Source organism: Methylosinus sp. C49 (assembly GCF_009936375.1).
Taxonomy (GTDB): Bacteria; Pseudomonadota; Alphaproteobacteria; order Rhizobiales; family Beijerinckiaceae; genus Methylosinus.
In genome coordinates this window covers 1,646,777-1,665,094 of the sequence record NZ_AP022332.1, presented here as the reverse complement: position 1 = coordinate 1,665,094, position 18,318 = coordinate 1,646,777, and the positions used below count along the sequence as shown (strand labels likewise).

General features: G+C 65.3%; 16 protein-coding genes. 4 read left to right on the top strand and 12 right to left on the bottom strand.

Going from position 1 to position 18,318, the window contains the following annotated elements; translation table 11 throughout:
- Positions 1-16: 16 nt before the first annotated feature.
- The 3 genes from fliN to motA form a co-directional block, all read right to left on the bottom strand.
- Positions 17-319, bottom strand: coding sequence for a flagellar motor switch protein FliN (gene fliN, locus GYH34_RS07980; protein WP_244635349.1), 303 nt, complete (start codon positions 317-319; stop codon positions 17-19).
- Between the two features lie 124 nt (positions 320-443).
- Entirely contained in the window at positions 444-1,391 is a 948-nt protein-coding gene (locus tag GYH34_RS07975) for a FliM/FliN family flagellar motor switch protein (protein ID WP_161914938.1), read from the bottom strand.
- Between the two features lie 5 nt (positions 1,392-1,396).
- Entirely contained in the window at positions 1,397-2,269 is an 873-nt protein-coding gene (gene motA / locus GYH34_RS07970) for a flagellar motor stator protein MotA (RefSeq protein WP_018264591.1), read from the bottom strand.
- A gap of 155 nt (positions 2,270-2,424) precedes the next feature.
- Here motA and flgF point away from each other — a divergent pair, with 155 nt between their 5' ends.
- The 3 genes from flgF to GYH34_RS07955 all read left to right on the top strand — a co-directional run bounded on the left by flgF (position 2,425) and on the right by GYH34_RS07955 (position 4,998).
- A complete protein-coding gene (flgF, locus tag GYH34_RS07965) occupies positions 2,425-3,147 on the top strand; it encodes a flagellar basal-body rod protein FlgF (RefSeq protein WP_161913111.1) in 723 nt (240 codons plus the stop codon).
- A complete protein-coding gene (gene fliI, locus GYH34_RS07960) occupies positions 3,144-4,478 on the top strand; it encodes a flagellar protein export ATPase FliI (RefSeq protein ID WP_161913110.1) in 1,335 nt (444 codons plus the stop codon). Before flgF ends, fliI begins: the two co-directional genes overlap by 4 nt.
- A gap of 76 nt (positions 4,479-4,554) precedes the next feature.
- Positions 4,555-4,998: a hypothetical protein gene (locus tag GYH34_RS07955; RefSeq protein ID WP_161913109.1), complete on the top strand. Its 444-nt coding sequence runs from the start codon at positions 4,555-4,557 to the stop codon at positions 4,996-4,998.
- Here the strand turns inward: GYH34_RS07955 and GYH34_RS07950 are convergent, their stop codons facing one another.
- Positions 4,999-5,547, bottom strand: a complete 549-nt coding sequence (locus GYH34_RS07950; protein ID WP_161913108.1) for a hypothetical protein — start codon at positions 5,545-5,547, stop codon at positions 4,999-5,001.
- A 190-nt stretch (positions 5,548-5,737) separates the two neighbouring features.
- Here GYH34_RS07950 and GYH34_RS07945 point away from each other — a divergent pair, with 190 nt between their 5' ends.
- Positions 5,738-6,949 (top strand): hypothetical protein, encoded by a 1,212-nt coding sequence (locus GYH34_RS07945; protein WP_244635315.1) that lies wholly within the window; start codon positions 5,738-5,740, stop codon positions 6,947-6,949.
- A 13-nt stretch (positions 6,950-6,962) separates the two neighbouring features.
- On the opposite strand, the gene GYH34_RS07940 is transcribed toward GYH34_RS07945, so the two are convergent.
- The 8 genes from GYH34_RS07940 to GYH34_RS07905 form a co-directional block, all read right to left on the bottom strand.
- A complete protein-coding gene (locus GYH34_RS07940) occupies positions 6,963-7,454 on the bottom strand; it encodes a transglycosylase SLT domain-containing protein (RefSeq protein WP_348983909.1) in 492 nt (163 codons plus the stop codon).
- Positions 7,455-7,503: 49 nt separating this feature from the next.
- Positions 7,504-8,712, bottom strand: coding sequence for a flagellar hook-length control protein FliK (locus GYH34_RS07935; RefSeq protein WP_161913106.1), 1,209 nt, complete (start codon positions 8,710-8,712; stop codon positions 7,504-7,506).
- A 2,717-nt stretch (positions 8,713-11,429) separates the two neighbouring features.
- Positions 11,430-12,590, bottom strand: coding sequence for a hypothetical protein (locus GYH34_RS07930; protein WP_161913105.1), 1,161 nt, complete (start codon positions 12,588-12,590; stop codon positions 11,430-11,432).
- The gene (locus tag GYH34_RS07925; RefSeq protein WP_161913104.1) at positions 12,587-13,684 is read right to left on the bottom strand and encodes a flagellar motor protein MotB; all 1,098 of its coding nucleotides are present in this window, start codon (positions 13,682-13,684) and stop codon (positions 12,587-12,589) included. Before GYH34_RS07925 ends, GYH34_RS07930 begins: the two co-directional genes overlap by 4 nt.
- Entirely contained in the window at positions 13,681-14,337 is a 657-nt protein-coding gene (locus tag GYH34_RS07920; RefSeq protein WP_161913103.1) for a hypothetical protein, read from the bottom strand. The genes GYH34_RS07925 and GYH34_RS07920 overlap by 4 nt, the downstream gene beginning before the upstream one ends.
- Positions 14,337-15,986, bottom strand: a complete 1,650-nt coding sequence (fliF, locus tag GYH34_RS07915; RefSeq protein WP_161913102.1) for a flagellar basal-body MS-ring/collar protein FliF — start codon at positions 15,984-15,986, stop codon at positions 14,337-14,339. Before fliF ends, GYH34_RS07920 begins: the two co-directional genes overlap by 1 nt.
- Before the next feature lie 142 nt (positions 15,987-16,128).
- On the bottom strand, positions 16,129-17,040 hold the full coding sequence (locus GYH34_RS07910; protein WP_161913101.1) for a flagellin: 912 nt from the start codon (positions 17,038-17,040) through the stop codon (positions 16,129-16,131).
- A gap of 334 nt (positions 17,041-17,374) precedes the next feature.
- Entirely contained in the window at positions 17,375-18,286 is a 912-nt protein-coding gene (locus GYH34_RS07905; protein WP_161913100.1) for a flagellin, read from the bottom strand.
- Positions 18,287-18,318 lie beyond the last annotated feature (32 nt).

Genomic DNA, 18,318 nt, shown 5'->3' with positions numbered 1-18,318 from the left:
CGGGCTCCCGCCTCCGTCACATGCGCCGCGCGCCGCTCCCGGGCTCGATGATCTCGGTGAGCGAGACCCCGAAGCGCGTATTGTCGTCCTCGACGACGACCACCTCGCCGCGAGCGATGAGCCGTCCGTTGACGACGACGTCCACCGGCTCGCCGATCTTCTGGTCCAGCGGCACGATGGCGCCGCGCCCGAGCTTCAGCAGATTGGAGACCGGCATGGTCACAGACCCGATCACCACTTGCATGACGACCGGAATGCGCAGGATCGACTCGAATTTGCGCGCGTCGATCTCGGGCTCGCCGGCGCGCTCCGCCATCATCAGATCTTCGCCCATCGCGCGCGAGCCGCCCATCAGCCGCTCGAGCTCCTCGCTCTTGGAGCTCTCAAAATCGAACTCACCCATGTCGATCTCTCCATTGTCGACGCCGCAATCGCGCCAGCGCTCAACCGCGCAGCACGTCGTCGATGAATTCCTGCTGCTGATCGACGAAATCGTCGATCCGTATCGTGTAGGAGCCGTCCTTCTGGCCGATCTCGCACCAGAACAGCGACTGGCCTTCGCACATCAGCGCGACGAGGCCCGTCGGCGACACCGGCAGCTCTATGACCTGTCCCACCTCGAAGCGCGCGACATCGGCGAGCGTGAGATCGTGCTTCTCCATCACGGCGCTCAGCGTGACCTCGGTCTCGGTCACGCGCTCTTTCATCCGCTTCGCCCATTGCGGATCCGTCGCGAGCGCCGATTTCGGCGCCTCTTGCGAGAGCGCGTCTCGCATCGGCTCGAGCGTCGCCTGCGGAATGGCGATGAGCAGCGCGCCCTCCGTTCCAAAGGCGCGCAGCCGGCACCGGCAAACGACGCTGAAGCCGCTGCTCTTGCGCGCAGCGCCCGAGGATTCCGTGCGCGCTTCCGCCGGCTCGAAAGTCAAGCGCGCTCCGACGAGCGCGTCGAAAGCCGCCTGCAGTGAATTGGTCACGCGCGAGAACGCCAGCATTCCCACCCGCGTCTCGATCGCTGTGAGCTCGCGCTCCGCGTCATAAGGCGGCTCGGAGCCGTCAGAGCCGAACAATCCCTCGAGCAGGGTGAACACGAAGCGGCGATCCGCGGCGACGATCGTCCTGGCGTCCCGATCCACGCCGACGACATAGGTCGCGGCGAGCGCTGCGCGCTCCGATTCGCGCACGATCTCGCCGGCCCGCGCCACCGTCATCGACTCGACCGCGAATTGCATCGCGCCTTCCGCGAGTCCGCGCATCGAATCCTGCATCTGCGACCCCATCGCGTCGAACACCGCGCGCAACAGCGGCATGCGATCGAGCGAGGGGCCGCCGCCCGAGAGCAGACGCTCCCTCACTCCCTGCGAGGCGAATTCGACCGCGCCGTCCATGCTCATGTCGATCACGCCGCCTCGGCCGCGCCGCCGCCGGAGAGCGTCTCATTCTCGACCTCGTCGATAGAGGGACGCTCATAGGCGGGAATGGATTTACGACCGTGCTCGACCGCCACTTGCGGCATGGCGCCATTCATGAAAGCGAGCAGCGTCTGCTTGACGATGACGTAGAGGTGGCATTCCTTGCTGCGCGCGACCTTCACCTTGAAGGCCAGCGGCGTGACGATGCCGTAGGAAACGAAGATGCCGGCGAATGTGCCGACCATGGCGGCGCCGATGAGGCCGCCCAGCAGCTCCGGCGATTGATCCAGTGCGCCCATCGCCTTGATGACGCCGAGCACGGCCGCCACGATTCCGAGCGCCGGCAGGCCGTCGCCGACCGAGGTCAGCGCATGATAGGGCTTCAGCCGATCATAGCGAATGGCGGCGATCTCCTCGTCCATCAGCGCCTCGATCTCGAATGTGCGGACGTTGCCGATGATGAAGAGACGGCAGTAATCGCAGATGAAGGTGGTCATCTCCTTATTGGCGAGGACCTTCGGAAAAGCCGTGAATATCTTCGATTCCGCCGGATTGTCGACATGCGCCTCGACCTCGTTGCGCGGCTTGCTGCGCAACTCCCGCATCAGAGCGTGCAGCAGGCCGAGTATGTCGAGAAAATCGCGATGCTTCGGACCTTTGTCCATGACCGCCTGGCCGAGCGCCTTGCCCGTGTCCATGATCACCTTGGTGGGATTGGCGACGACGAAAGTGCCGAGCGAGGAGCCCATGATGATCACGAATTCCCATGGCTGCCAAAGGACGATCAAATGGCCGCCCAGCGCGGCGAAGCCTCCGAACATGCAGCCCATCGTGATGATCAGCCCGACGAGAAAGCCCATGACGCCAGTCTCCCGATGGAAATTCGTATTAACGAATTAGTCACCCTCCCTTGCGCGAGGCTGACATTTTCTTTCAGCTTCACGCAAGCAAAACCGGTCAGCCTCATGACGGAGCGGCGCGATGCGGCCGCAGCGCAGGCACGGACCTCGACAACATGCAATCGGCCTTTTACGTGTCGCTTTCGGCGCAAGTCTCCGTCGACAAGCGGATGGAGACGCTCGCCAACAATATCGCCAATGCGGCGACGCCGGGCTATCGCGCCGATGGCGTGAGCTTTCAGCAGGTCGTCTCCGAAACGGACACGAGCAAAGTCGCCTATGTGTCGGCCGGCAAGGATTTCGTCTCGCGCGCCGTCGGCGAGCTCACCAAGACTGGCGATCCTTACGATATCGGCATTGTGGGCAAAGGCTTTTTCGCCATACGCACGCCGAATGGAACCGCCTACACGCGCGACGGCCGCATGCGCATGACGGAGACCGGCGATCTGCAGACCGTCTCTGGCTTTCCGATTCTCGACGCGGGCAATTCCGCCGTCGTGCTCGATCCCAATGGCGGCCCGCCGATGATCTCGCGCGACGGCATGATCACCCAGAGTGGTCGCCAAGTCGGCGCCGTCGGCCTCTTCACCCTCGACGACACCGCGGATTTGGCCCGCGGGCCAAACGCCAGCCTCATTCCCTCCAAGCCGGCGACAGCGGTGCTCGACTTCGTGCGCAATGGCGTGCAACAGGGATTTATCGAGAGCTCCAACGTCAATCCGATTCACGAAATGGCCAAGCTGATCGCCACATCGCGCGCTTTCGACAGCGTGAGCTCGATGAACGACATGCTCGACAGCTCGCAGCGTGAGGCCATTCGCACGCTCGGCGGCTCATGACCTCGCTACAGCGGCTCCGCGCGGCGGTCGAGCGCGACCAGCGCCGCGCCGATCACATTCGCGTCGTCGGCCTCGTGACCGAGGTGACGCCGTCGCATTGCCGCGTCAGCGGCCTCTCCGATTTCGTCGAGCTCGGCGAATGCGTGCGCATCGGCGCGCCGCCGGACGGCGCGCTGGGACAGGTGGTGCGCGTCGGCAGAGACGGCGCGATCGTCAAATCCTTCGACAATCGCGTCCGCATCGGTCTCAACTCGCCGGCCTATCGCGCCGGGCCGATCGCCGTCGCGCCCAGCGCCGATTGGGCGGGACGCGTTCTCGACGCTTTTGCGCGCCCCATCGACGAGCGCGGCGAGCTCTCCGACGGCGACGCCGCCTTCGACGTCGACGCCTCGGCGCCAAAGGCGATGCGACGCGGCCGCGTGAGCGTGCCCGTGCGCACCGGCGTCAAAGCCGTCGATTGCTTCACGCCGATCTGCGCCGGCCAGCGAATCGGCATTTTCGCCGGCTCCGGCGTCGGCAAATCCACCTTGCTGGCCATGCTGGCGCGCGCGCCGGGCTTCGACACGGTGGTGATCTGCCTCGTCGGCGAGCGCGGCCGCGAGGTGCGCGAATTTCTGGACGAGGTGCTTGCCGGACAGGCGAGCGAATCGATCGTCGTCGTCGCCACCGGCGACGAGAGCCCGATGATGCGCCGCCTCGCGCCGCTGACAGCGACCACCATAGCTGAATATTTTCGCGACATCGGCCGCAACGTCCTGCTGATCGTCGACTCGGTGACCCGCTTCGCGCACGCCTCACGGGAGGTGGCTTTGGCCGCCGGCGAGCCGCCGGTGGCGCATGGCTACACGCCGAGCATATTCGCCGATATTCCGCGACTGCTGGAGCGCGCCGGGCCCGGCGAGGAAGGACGCGGCTCGATCACCGGCGTCTATTCCGTGCTGGTCGACGGCGACAATCACAATGATCCGATCGCCGATTGCGTGCGCGGCACACTGGACGGCCATATCGTGCTCGACCGCGCCATCGCCGAGCAGGGGCGCTATCCGGCGATCGATCTCAAAGCGTCGATCTCCCGCCTCGCGCATCACGCCTGGAAGCCGGAGCAACGTCACCTCATTCAGAAGCTGCGCGCGCTGGTGTCGCGCTATGAGGATACGCGCGATCTGCGCATGCTCGGCGGTTATCAGCGTGGAGCGGATTTGGAGCTGGACCAGGCGGTGCAGCTCGTTCCCAAGCTCTATGAGGCGCTGACGCAATCGCCGCAATCGCCGCCGAGCGTCGACCCCTTCCGCGAGGTGGCCGATAGGCTGCAGCACGCAGCGCACGGCTGAGCAGGGCGCCCGCCCGATCAACCAATCTTTCATTCCTTCGCGGTCATGATCCCGGCCCTGCCTACGGCTCGGGACCATGACGAATTTCGCGACCATTCTCGATAGCCTGGAAAAAGCAACCCGCCCCACGGAGCGAGACGCCGGCCCTTTGCGTCCCCCGCCGATGGGAACGCTGCTGCGCGAGAAGGCGACGCCATCGCCGCTCTCGCAGGAAGATCGCGCGGCGCGAATATCCCGCGCCTATGGAGTCGAACCCGCCATGCCGCGGGAGCCTCCGCCAGCGCCGCCGCAGCCCAAATTCGCGCGGCTGCCCGAGCGCGAGGAGGCGCTCGTCGAATTGCAGCGCGCCGAAGGCTCGCTCGCCAAGCTCGGCGCGTTGCGACGACGCCTCGCCTGGGCCTGCCACCCGGATCGCCAGGAGAAATCGCGCGCGCGGCAGGCGGAGCGCCTTCTCGCGGAGTTCAATGCACAGATCGACCAGGCGGTCGCCCGCGCCAATGCCCGTAATGCTCGGCGCTGATCATTCGCCGATGACGACCCCTGCGCTCGAGACGAGCGCCCATTTCTCGCCGCGGCGCTCCAGCCCGGTGACGCGACCGAGCCCCTCCACCAGATCGCCCGGCGACACTTTGATGATCGCATTCGGGGTCTGCAGCAGAGCCACTCCCGATCGCACGCTGAGCAGCGCGAATCCGGGAACGCCGGCCTCCGACTGCGGCTCGCCGATCGAACCGACGGGCGTGAAGTCGACCTTCCCACGCTGATCGGCGATCTGCGTCTGAATGCGCTTGGCGGCGAGGACCGTGGGGCGGCTGTAGATAGCGAGATGCTCGAGGCCGGCGAATTGCGGGCGTCGCTCCGCATCCGAGATCATATAGCCGGCGAAGGCCGTCGACACGACCGCGAGAGCGACCCCGACCGTGCGCAGGGCCAGCTCGCCGATATCGCGCGTCGGTCGCGTCGGCGGCGTGCGGCGCTCCGCGAAGAGCTGCGGCGGGGCGATCTTCGGCTTGCGCAGCGTCGGCGCGCGGCGCGGGCCATCGGAGCGAAATGTCGGAGCGTCAACCATGCGATCGTTCCTCGAATCGATGAACTAGAAATGGATAGCTCAAATTCGCGCAAAGTTGAATCGCGCTGCGAAATTTCGACAAGCTTCGGGAAATGTTGGCTCGTTAGCTATCGCATCGGACGCGAGGCGCGTCGACGGCGACGGATGCGCCGAGTTCCGTTCGGCGATCGGAGCGGCAGACGGTGAATTTATGCGTATCGAGCAATCGTCGGACCCCATGAACGCGCTGCCGATCGGCCTCGCCAAGCTGACGCGGCTGGCTTTCGCCGGCGTCGATCTGAGCCGCGTCGCCGGCCGTCTGCTCGGCATGTGCGAGCGCGACCCGAACCACGCCGGCGCCTTGATGGATCTCGCGGTCATCGACCAGCTCGAGGGCAATCTCGCGACCGGATTGAAGCGGCAGGCGATGGCGCTGAGCAAGCAGCGTGTGTTCCGCAGCACATGCTGCGGCGCCAATCCGAGATTGCGCGTTCTCGCATTCGTCGCAGCCGCCGACATAGGCGCCAACACGCCGCTCGAATTTCTGCTGGAAGGCTCCGACATCGCCTTGACGATGGTCTATGTGATGCCCGGCCGCGAGCTGCCCACCGTCCTGCCGGATCATGATCTCGCCTTTGTCGCGATCGCGGCGACGAGCCTCAATCGCCGCCTGCTCGCCGAGCTCGAGGAAATGCTCGCCTATTGGCCGACGCCGGTCGTCAACCTTCCAGGCCGCGTCTCCATGCTGGAGCCGATCGAGCTGGCCGCCAATCTGACGGAGGCCGGGCTGCGCACGCCCGTGCTGCGTCGCATGCTGCACGACGAGCTGTGCGATATCGCAGAGTCGAGCGAGGCAAGCGGAAGCTTTCCGATCGTCATCCGCGCGATGGAGCAGCGCAATGAGCGCGGCGCCGAGAAGATCGACACCGCGCTCGCCCTCGGCCTCTATCTCGCGAAGCGCTCGGACCGCGCCTATCTCGTCTCGCCATTCGTCGACTGCCGTGGACAGGACGGTCTCTATCGAAAGATCCGCCTGCTGTTCATCGACCGACGTCCCTACGCCTGCCATCTCGCCGTCTCCGAGGGCTGGAACGGCTCCTATGTCGATGCGCGAATGGAAGCGGATCTGCGGCGCCGGCGCGAAGAGGAGCGCTTCTTCGCGACCTTCGACGACGATTTCGTGACGCGCCACACGGGCGCCTTCGAGGCGCTGATCGACTGCGTGGGCCTCACCTATTTCGGCGTAGATTGCGCGGAGACGGAGAGCGGCGAGCTGGTCGTCTTCAAGGTCGATCACACGCTGCTGGTCCACGACATGGACCCTGTCGACGTGTTCCCCTACAAGCCGCCGCAGATGCGCAAAATATTCGACGCCTTCGCCTCCTATCTGCATCGCGCGGCCGCAGACGCAGAGCGGCGCTGAGCGCCCGGCGCGCTCAGTGCGACGCGGCTTCTCGGCGCGGACGGCAGAAGTCGCGCGAGGCGTCGGTCCAGGCGCCGAAGCCGCTGGCGATCATATTGGCGATGACCGCACACACATAGCTCTTCTGCGCAGGCGTATTCTTGGGCCCGGCGTGATAGCGCGCGACGGCCGAGGTCCATGTGCCTTCGCGCTTGTGCAGATCCTTGAGGAAGCGCGCCGCGTAATCGACATTGGCGCGCGGATCGAACATCGCCTCGACGCTCGCGAAGCGCGCGCCGTGATAGTGATGATTGACCTGCATGCAGCCGATATCGATGAGCACGGCGCCGGAACGCTTCGCCGCGAGAAATCGCATCATCGCCTCGCGGAAATCGGCGCTGAACACCGCGCGCCCCTCGACGTTCATCGCGAAAGCGTTGAGCGCGCCCTTTTGCCCCGTCTCGGTGAGCGCCACCGCATAGAGCACTGCGAGAGGAACCGCATTCTCATTGGAGGCGCGGATCATCTCCCTCTCGCAAATATTGCTCGATACCGGCCGACCCTCGGCGTGCGCCTCACAGATAGACGTCGCCGCCACGGCGATCAGCGACGCGGCGAGGCTCGCCATTCGGCGCCCGATCGCCATTCTCTGCGCCCGCGCCTTGCCTGCGATCACCGCCCGATCCCCCATAGCCCGCTCCCTGTCGACCGACGCTCTGCTCCTCGCGTCCGGCTCCGCCCGATTGCGCAAAGCCCCCGCCATTGTCGGGCGCGGCTTGCGCATTGGCGCCGTCGGGGACGCTCTGGCCGATCTGTATCGTGCAGGAGTCGATCGTGCAGCCGGACGACTGCATCGCCTCGACGAGCTTCTCGCGCGTCGAATCGAGCCGGCGCAGCGCCTCGGTGGACTCGACGCTGATGCGCATGTCTATTCCCGAATGCGCCAGCTTCATTTTCACAGTGACGGCGCCCAGCGCCGCGGGCTCGAGCTCTATGGTCAAAATCTTCGGCGCCACGCTCTGCCGTTGCCCCTCCCCGATGTTCGAGGCGGGCGCCGTCGTCACCGTCGCCGAAGACGCCAGAGACGCGGAAGCGATGAGGCTGCGCGCTTGCGGCGCGAGCAGCTCGGCGAAAGCCGTCGGCAATTGTGTCGCCGGCGCGAGAATAGCGAGCGTTCCGATCGGCTCTGGCGTCGCTGCGCTCGCTCCGTCGTCGATCGTCACAACGCTCGGCGTTACGGAGACCTTCGACGCAACGGGCGCACCGGCAGATGCATTCGTCGGCGTCGACATATCGGCGCTGGCGTCGAATGTCGAGGATCTCGTATCGTCGGCCGCAGCCATCGAGCGGCGGTCCGAATTTCGATCGTCGCCGGATCTCGCGGCGTCGACGCCGCCCGCATCGGCGAATGAGGCGGCGACAGTCGAGGCGTCGGAAGCCACGGGCGCGGTCGATGCGCTCGTGCGCCGATCATTGGCCGAAATCCGATCGCTCGGCCGGACAGCGGTCATGCGATCACGCTGCGGCGCGGATGTCGGCGGCGCAGTGAAGGCCGCACGCGGCGCATCGCCGCCGGCGACTGCCGAGAAGGATGGAATCCCCGCGGCGTCTGTCGGCGCGGCCGATGCGCGGTCATCATTCGGCGCGCGATCCCCTGGAGCCGATGCGGACATGCGATTATCGATCGGCGCTGTGAAGGAGGTTCGCGCGCGCTCGCTCTCGGCCGGCCCGCCGGACCAAGGTCTCGCCACGGGCTGCGAAGCGGCGGAGTCGTCGACGCTCATCGCCGCCTCGGGCCGAGCGCGTGAGGCTGTCGCGACCGCGCGAGCAGAATCGCCGACAGGCGCCGAGCTTGGCGCTTCCGTCGAGATCGGCGGATTTGGCGTTGTCGCGGTGGAAACAGATCGCGACGCGCCCACGTCGACGCTCGCGGAGTCTTTCTGCGGCAGAGAGATCGACGGACTCCGCGCGCCGGCGTCGAACGCCTCGATCGCAGCGCCAGCAGTGCGATCGGTCTGCGCGCCATGATCCAGCGCAGCGCCCGTGACGCCGGCGGCTCGCGACGACGCGACGCTCGGCGTCGCGTCCCTGCCCGACTGTCTATTGCCCGCCTCGATCGACGTGGCGAAAGCGTCGCCTCGTCTATCGTCAGAGGCTTCGACACGCCTCGCTGGGCGATACCGCAATGCGGAAGCGTCTGCGGTCGTAGCCTCGCCATTGGCGCGCGACTGGAAATCCCCCACGCGCGATGATGCGCCCTGCACATTCCGCTCGGCGCTGTCCGAGGGAGAGCGCGCAGCGATATCGATGGCGATTTCCGCAATCGAGGACGCAGCGCGCGTCCGAGCGCGCGCCGAAGCCGGAGCGGCTTCGACCATGGAATCACGCTGATCGACCGACGTCTGCGCCTTTCGCGACTGCTCCGGCAAAGCATAAGACCTCGAGACGCCGAGGTCGCCGAGCGACGACGGCGCGACGAAAGTCGATTGGTCTCCGCGCGCCGCGGAGACGGCGCCGACATCCTGGGACGGATCGACGCGCATATCGCGAGCGGCCGTCCCCGAGGTCATCGAAGGCGCGACCTCGCCGCGAAGCTCGAACGGCGCGAAGGCGCGAACGCCAGCATCGGAGGCGACCGAAGGCGTCGCTGCTCGAGAGGCGTATGATCCTCCTTCGGTCGCGACGTCTGAAGAACGCCGGACGTTCGCCGAAAAAGCGGCTCTCGGTGATTCATCCGACGAAAGCGCGACGCTAGCGCGCGAGACATGGGCTCGCGAAGCTCGATCATCGGCGGCAAGAGCGCTGTCGGCGGAAGTCGTCCTCGCAGAGAGAGGCGCCGAAGCAGGACTCGGCGACGACATTGGCGCGTAGACGCTCTCGCCTTCCGCAGAGAAGCTCTGCAGCGAGGAAAGATTTGCGATCGAATCCGCCGCCCGAATCGGCGCGTTCCCGTTCGAAGATGCGGGTGACGCCGAACGCGCAGGCTCGCGCAACTCGAATGGCGCGAAATCGTTCGCATGGGCGATCGGCGCTTCGCCGGCGGTCTGGTCCGAACTTTGCGCGACGGCTTGCGTCTGCGCTTCCATCGCAGACGGCGTCGACTGCACGGGAGCGCGATCCGACTGCCGATCGACGACCAGGGCTCGTTGTGTCTGCTCCTGCGCGTCTGTCTCCTCGAGCGGAGCCGATACGGAATTTGAGGCGACAGGCGCCTCTGCTGCTGACGCGCGCTCGTCCTCGAACGCCATGGCGATGGACGACGCGAAAGGCGCCGAATCATCGGACGACGCATATTTCACAAAAGACGTCATAGCGGGAGATGCGATGGACGACTCGCCGCTCCGAGCGACTGTCGCGTCGATCGAAGCGGCTGAGGTCTTATCGCTGGGGATCGCTAGAGCGCTATCGAGGGGATGCGGCGATTGGCGATTGTCGGCGCCGAGCTCTGCGCTCCCCTCGCGAGGAGGCGGCGCCGAAGCCGTTACATCCGCTCCCGAGAAATCGGCGCGCGAGAGATCGGCGCGCGAGGAGGCCGCCGCGCGTATCGGCGTGTCCGAAGCGGCGAAAACGCGCGGCGCGGTAGCTTCTGAGGCAGGTCGAGCCGAAGGGGTCGCGTCGAGCGGGCGCGCTTGCGAATTCGCCGCGCGCGCCGTGGACGGATCTCGCTGCGGCGCGGCCGCGCTTCGCGCGAGATCCGGCGAGACCGCAGCAGCCATGCTGGATGGAGCAAGAGTGGCGGCGACGGCAGTTCTGTCGTCATCGGACGACCCTGCGCCGACATCATTCGCCGAAGAAGCGATGGCGATCCGCCCGGCTGTCGAGTCCGGGCGTGAAGAGGCGGGCCGCGACGCAAATGTGCTCGAAGCGTCGCTCCGCGCCTCCGCGGAGACATGCGCCGACGCGATGGACGGCGACCGCGCAGCTATATCGGAGCGTCGAGCGCTGGAAGCGCCCTCGGCCCGCTGCAGCGAGGATACAGGACGAGCGGACGGCGCCTGCTGCGAAGCTTTTGGCTCAGATGAGGCCGCGGCTCGAGACGCGACGTCAACGCTCTCCGCGATACGACCATCGGCCTCGATCGCGATCGGTCTCGACGAGCGCATCGCGGCCTCATTGGCGGCGACATCGGCTCGCGATCTCGCTTCCGCACGCGGCGGCGCCACGGCGTCTGTGGATTCATCGGATGGCGCCTGCGCCGCCACGGCGGGCCGCCAGCTCATGTCCAGCGCCGGGACCGTAATGAAGGCCTGCATCTGCGACGGCGCATTGCTCGTCGCCTCGACCGAGGGAGCTTCGTTGGAGTCGACGCCGGCATCATCCGTCGTCGCTTCCGTGAGAGAGGCGCGGGCAACGACAGCGCTTCTATCGTCGAGATCGGAGAGCAGCGAAGCGAATTGATCGACGTCCGCAGCATCGGACTCGCGCTGCCCGGACGAAGCCGCATCCGTTTGGCGACCGAGAAGACGCGCGGTCTGAAGATTGGGAAACAGAGCGTCGACGGTCATCTGCGCGTCGCCCGCTGCAGCAGCGCGTCGGCGTCGGTCAGCGCTTGCTGCGCAGAACGCTCGACCATCGAATCGGGACGCGTCTCCTCTTGCGCCGGCGCGCTCGCCGCGGCGGATGACACGCCGTCGGCGACGCCTTGCAGACGGCTGATCGCGGCCGTCACGATATTGCGAACCTCGACATCGGCCGAAGGGAGAATTCTCGGATCTATTTTTTGAAACTCCGCTTCCGCCGTCTCGAACTCGCCGGTGAGTCCGGCGATGGCGGCGCGATAGAGCTCGACGCGCGCGCGGGCCGTGGCCGTGTCTGCGAGAGGCCCTGCATATTGGGTCTCGTTGATCGCCAGAGCGACGCGGCCGCTCAATATCGCCTGCCGCGCGACGCCCATGTGAGTCTCGAAGCGCAATCCTGGCGAGGCGCCTTTCAGCAGACCGCGGAATTCGCTCAAGCGCGAATTGTCGCCAATGGCGGCCGCGCGCAAGGTCGCAGCACGCATTTCGTCCCAATAATTGCGCGAGAAGGGCGATCTTGCATATTGGGAGCCGTAGCGGCGGCCGAGCACGAGAAATTTGGTGGGATCCTGCGTCACATCGACGATCGACATCTCACGTCGTAATGCGGCCTCCTCGACGAGAGAGCTCGGCATCAGCAGACGCGCGAGATCGAACAGCTCGCGCGCCTTCGCCTTATCGGAGCCGATCAGCAGCCCGCCTTGGATCAACGCCAGATGCGCCGCGAGCGTGTCGGCCTGCGCTCGCGCATCGATCGGCGTCAGCAGCTTGACCGCCTCCTCATTCCGTCCTTCCGCATAGGCGACAGCGCCGGCGACGAGGGGCGTGTCCCCATCCGGGATGAGATGGGCGTCGAGAATCTTTCGGATCGAGCGCGACGGACCGCCGCAGAACAGAAAGATCGCGGCGGCGGCGGAATTGCTCTTCTGTTTCCAATCGTCGGCTTCGAGCGAAGCGACGACCTGCTCTATGCGCTCGATCTGCGCGGGAATGGCGCCCCTTGCGCCAGCGGCGCCCTGCACCATCGAGCCTTGCAGAGTGTTGAGCGCGCGCACCTGCTCGGTGAGCTCGCCGGCGTCGGCGCAGCATGTCGGACCAAAGATCAGCCCAGCGGCGAGAACGGAGGCTCGCACCTTTATCTTCAACGCTCGCTCCTGCGCAGCAAAATTTCGATGCGGCGATTGACCGCCGCGAGCGGCTCCTTGGGGGTCTTCGGCCGACGATCGGCATAGCCGGCGATCTTCACCACGCGCTTCTCGGGAAAGCCGCCCCGTACGAGCATGTAATAGGCCATGTTGGCGCGGTCGGACGACAGGCGCCAATTGTCATAGGTCGCCGATTTGTAAGAGCGCCCGTCGGTGTGGCCGCGCAGCTCGATATCGCCGCTCTGCTTGGCCAAGAGCTTGCCGATCTCTCCGATGACATGAACGGCCTGCGGTCGCGGCTCGACCGAGCCGACGGCGAACATAGAGAAATTGGCGTCGTCGGTCAGGCTGATGAGCAATCCTTCGGACGTCTCCACGACCTCGAGATGCGGCGCAGCGCGCAGAGCTGCGACCTCGGCCTTGACGACCTTTTCCAACGCGGCTTTCACGCTCGCGGCAGAAGCCTCACCCTTCTTGTCCTCGCCGGACGCCGAAGCCGCCCCGCGCGCAGGCTGCGCCGGAGATTTGCCCTGCGGCGTCGACGGCGCAGGCTTCGCGCGCGGACCTTCCATCGGCTCGGCCGTCGTCGATTTGTCCGGCGAGCCGCTGTCCTCGATGCGCTCGTCCACATAGCCGACGCCATGGGCGCTGCGATCGAAAGGGTCGCCGAAGGACGAAGGCTGCGCCGACTTTTTGTCGATCTCGTCGAGAGTCGACATCGGGTCATAAAGGAGCGCGGCCTCGTGCTGCGGGCTCTCCTTCTCCGCCGAAGCCGGCGGCGCCGACGCTGGCGCGCCCTTGTCCGGCGCGGCGCTGGATTGCTGACTTTTGCCCTGCCCCGCTTCGGCCGGATCACGCAGCCCCTTATGCGCGGGATTCGAGTCGATGAGCTGAACAGGATTGAAATATTGAACGATCGCCGCCTTGGTCTCCTTCGATGTGGAATTGATGAGCCACATCACCAGAAAGAAGGCCATCATAGCCGTCATGAAGTCGGCGAAGGCGAGCTTCCAGACGCCGCCGTGATGGCCCTCCTCTTCATCGCCATGCTTCTTGCGGATGAAGATGATCTCGCTTTCCTCATGATCGCTCATACGGCGTCATCCCCTTCGCGCAGCTGCGCCATCCATTCGCCGAGACGCGTCTCGATCGTCGTGGCGTCGAGACGCGCACGCACGTCAACGCCGCCGACATCCTCGATCTTGGTGGCGATATCTTCGCCATTCAGCTTGGCGCAGATCGCCTCGAGCAGATCCATGGGACCGCTGAGATGGATCACCGGATTTTCGCGATCGGCGATGAGGATGCGCAGAGTTTCCATGAGAGCGACGAGCATCTTCTCTCTGATCTCGCGCACCACGAATGGCTCGAGAATGCGCTCTACGTCTTCGCCGATGCGCGCGGAATAACGACCGAGCGAATCGCGAAAGTCACGACCGAGCCGCTCGCCTTCATCGCGCGACCAGCGGCGCCGCTCCTCCTCCAGCCGCTGTGCGACGGCGGCGCGCTCGCGCGCGATCGTCTCGTCGCATTCGGCCTTGGCGGCGGCGCGTCCTTCCTCGAGCAATTGCTCCCGCAGCTCATCGGTGAGAATGGGCCGGATATCTTCCGGCTCCGGCTCCGGCATTTCGATCGCCGTCTCCGGCTCCGGCTCGTCGAGGTCGATCGCGAGCGAAGGCGGCTCGGGCGCGAGGATTTTCGGCGGCTCGTCGAAGCAGGGGAGATAGAAGGCGACAGAGCGCGCCATCAAACGCGGCCCTCCGCGTACATCCATTGTTTCAGGATCGCGACCGCCTGCATCTCATCGGCCTCGATCAGCTGCTCGAGCCGCTTCTGCGGGGTGGGATTCTCCTGATCGGCGATATCCTCGATCAGCCCCGTATCGATCGCCGCCGCCATTGTGAACTCCGGCGCCTCGAGCGGCGTGAAGGGCAGCTCTATGCCGCCATCGAGATCGAGCATAGGCGAGGCGCTTTCGGCGAGCGCCGCGCTCGGCGTCTCGGCGAGCAGAGCGCGCGTCGCGGGACGCAGGCCGAAGATGACGAGCATCACAGTGACGGCGATCAGCGCCAGCGCGTTGATGACCGAGCCCAGCTGATGCGTGAGCGCATCCGCCCAGCCCGGCGCCTCGACCGGACCCATATCATTTTCATTCGGCATGAACTCGACAGCGGAGATTTTCACCGTATCGCCGCGCTCCTTGCGCAGGCCGGCGGCCGTCGACACCAATTGCTCGATCTCCTTGATCTGGCGCTCGACCGCCTCCGGCTTTGGCGCATCCTTGCCGAGCGCGCCGAGGCTCGCGCGATTGACCAGCACGGCGATGGAGATGTTCTCGACCGTGTAGCCGCCGCTGACGGTGGTGATCGTCTTGGACGAGAGCTCGAAATTGGTGAGCTCCTCGTTTTTCTTGTTCTCGTCGTTGGACTGCTTCCCCTCGGATGCGGACGGCTTATTGTCCTGCGGAATATTGCGGTCCGCGCCGGCAGAGCCGGTGGTGCTGTTGTTCTGCGACGTCGAATTCTCCTTGACGACGCGCACCGATCTCTCGACCCTCGACTCGGGATCGAAGATGGTCTCATTGGTCTGCTTGCGATCCGTGTTGATACGCGTTCGCACACTCACCTGGAAATTCGACAAGCGGAGATAAGGCGTGAGGGTGCGACGGATATTGTCCTGAATATCCTTGGCGACGGTGCGCTCGAGCGTCAGCGTCTTGCCGGGCACAGCGTCATTCTCATCGCCCTCGGAGGTGGTGAGCAGCATGCCATCGGTGTTGAGCACCGTGACTTGATCGACTGTCATGCCGGGAATGGATGCGGCGACGAGATGTCGGATCGCATGCGCGGCTTTGGAGTCGTCGGGGCTCTCCGTGCGAATGACGACGGAGGCGGAGGGCGGCTGCTTGGCGCGGCGGAACGAGCCCTCGTCGGCGAGCACGATATGCACGCGCGCAGCCTTCACGCCGCGAATCAGCTGAATGGTTCGGGCGAGCTCGCCTTCCAGCGCGCGTATGCGCGTCACCTCCTGCATGAAGGAGGTGAGACCGAGCGAGCCGACCTTGTCGAACAGCTCGTAGCCGGCGTTGGCGCTCTGGGGCAGGCCTCGTTCGGCGAGCATCATGCGCGCTTGAGCGGCTTGGCCGTAGTGAACGGAGACGGCGTTGCCCTCGGGGTTGATGTCGAAGGGAACTCCGCTCGTTTTCAACGCGGCGCCGATGCGGCTCACATCCTCTCTATCGAGGCCCGCGTAGAGAACCTCGAAGTTCGGACGGGAAAGATAGAAGGCCCCGACCCCGGTCACCGCCAGGACGAGGACAAAGATCATGGCGAGGGCGGCGAGCTTGCGGGGACCAAGTCCGAGCAGATTGTCTCGCAGCTGATTGAGGCGATCCATTGGGGGCGTTTCATCGGGTTGACGCGATGCGGTGCCCCAATGTGCCGTCGGTGGCTTGCGCGAACTTTGCCGCTTCTATCGGCTCAGACGAGGAAGGGTCTCGCCATCGGCGGCGAGCCCCTTCCTCGGATCGTCGAAAGCGTCACTGGAACAGCTTGAGGATGATCTGGCTGTTCTGGTTGGCGATCGAGAGAGACTGCACGCCGAGCTGCTGCTGCGTCTGCAGCGCCTGCAGGCGCGTGGAGGCCTCGTTCATGTCGGCGTCGACGAGCGAGCTGACGCCATTGGTGAGGGCTTCGTTCAATGTTTTGACGAAAGCGGCCTGACCGGTGATCGTCGTCTGCGTCGCGCCGATCTGCGCCGCATATTTGGTGAGATCGGAGATCACCTTGTCGGCGTTGGTCAGCGAATCGGTGATCACCGAGCTCGAGGAGACGTCCGTCTCCGATAAATTGGTGAAATCGGTCGCGGCCGTCGCGCCCGTTCCCTGCGCGGCTTCCAAAATGCCCGAGCCCGCCGCCACCGCAGGCGAGGCTCCGCCACCGCCGATCAGCGCGGTCGCTGTGAGATCGATCGTGTTGAGCGCCGAAGCGGTCGAGCCGCCGCCATCCGTGTAAGAGGCGATGAAGGCGAAGGACGATTGCGAGCCGTCCAGAATATTGAGGCCGTTGAAGCTGGCCGAAGCGACGATGCTCTTCAGCTGATTGCTGAGGCCGGTCAGGCTCGTGCCGATCTTCGCCGTGTCGGCGCCGGGCTGCGCCGCCTGCGCGACCGCCGATTTGATGTTGTTGAGCACCGAGATCGCATTGGTGACGGCGGTCTGGGCGATGTTCAGGAGCGATGAGCTCACCGCCATCGAATCGCCGATCGTCGACAGCACGCCTTGATCGGACTTCATCGTCTCGGCGATCGACCAGGTGGAGGCGTTATCGGTGGCGCTCGAAATCTTGAGGCCCGTCGAAACTTCCTTCTGCGTGCTCGCAAGCGCCTGCTGCGTCGCCCGCAGCGACTGAAGGGCCGTGATAGCCGATGGATTAGTGAGAATGCTGGACATGACTCATCGATCCCTTTTGGGGTGAAACTAGTGACGAATGGCATCCCGGAATTTCACCGGCTCGACGGAAACGGCATCATGCCTTTGGGCTCGGGAGCCCTATCCGAAGCAGTCATCGGCGGAGCGCCACATCGCGGGAGCCAAATCCACTCGACGACCCGTCGAAACCGTTCCGGCATCGACGGTTACAGCACAGCCTGCACGGTGGTTAACCTAACTAGATAACCTTAACAAAGGTCTAAGCGGCCAAATGCGCCGGCGCCGGCGCGAGACAAAAAAAAGCCGCGCCCCGAAGGGCGCGGCCTCTTGCCGGAAAAGAAGGGTCGGCGGCGAATTACTGGAACAGGCGCAGAATGATCTGGCTGTTCTGATTGGCGATCGACAGCGACTGGACGCCGAGCTGCTGCTGCGTCTGCAAGGCCTGCAGGCGGGTCGAGGCTTCGTTCATGTCGGCGTCGACCAGCGAGCTCACGCCCGCGGTCAGACCCTCGTTCAGGGTCTTCATGAAGGCGGCCTGGCCGTTGACGCTGCTCTGCGTCGCGCCGATCTGCGAGGCGTATTTCGTGAGATCCGCGATCACCTTGTCGGCGTTGGACAGAGTGTCGGTGATCGTCGCGGCCGAAGCGACGTCGCTCGCCGAAAGGCTCGTGAAATCGGTCGCCGCAGTAGCGCCGGTGGCCTGAGCCGCCTCCAATATGCCGGCGCCGGCCGCGACCACGGGCGAGGCGCCGCCGCCGCCGATCAGCGCCGTGACGTTGAGGTCGATCGTGTTCAGCGCCGAAGCCGCAGTGCCGGTTCCGTCGCTATAGGAGGCGATGGAATTGAAGGTGCTGCGCGAGCCATCGAGCAGATTGAGGCCGTTGAAGTTCGCGGAGGTGACGATGCTCTTGAGCTGATCGCTGAGGCCGGTGAGGCTGGTGCCGATCTTCGCCGTGTCCGCGCCCGGCTGAGCTGCCTGCGCGACAGCGGATTTGATGTTGTTGATGACCGAGATGGCGTTGGTCACGGCCGCGGTGGCGACGTTGAGCACTGAGGAGCTAACCGACAGCGAGTCGCTGATGGTCGAGAGAACGCCCTGGTCGGATTTCATCGTCTGGGCGATCGACCAGGTGGAGGCGTTGTCGGTGGCCGAAGAAATCTTCAGGCCGGTCGAAATCTCCTTCTGGGTCGAGGCGAGCGAGGACTGAACCGAGCGCAGCGACTGCAGAGCGGTGATGGCGGAGGCGTTGGTCAAAATGCTGGACATGACTCGTCGATCCTTGGATGAGGTGAACGCGA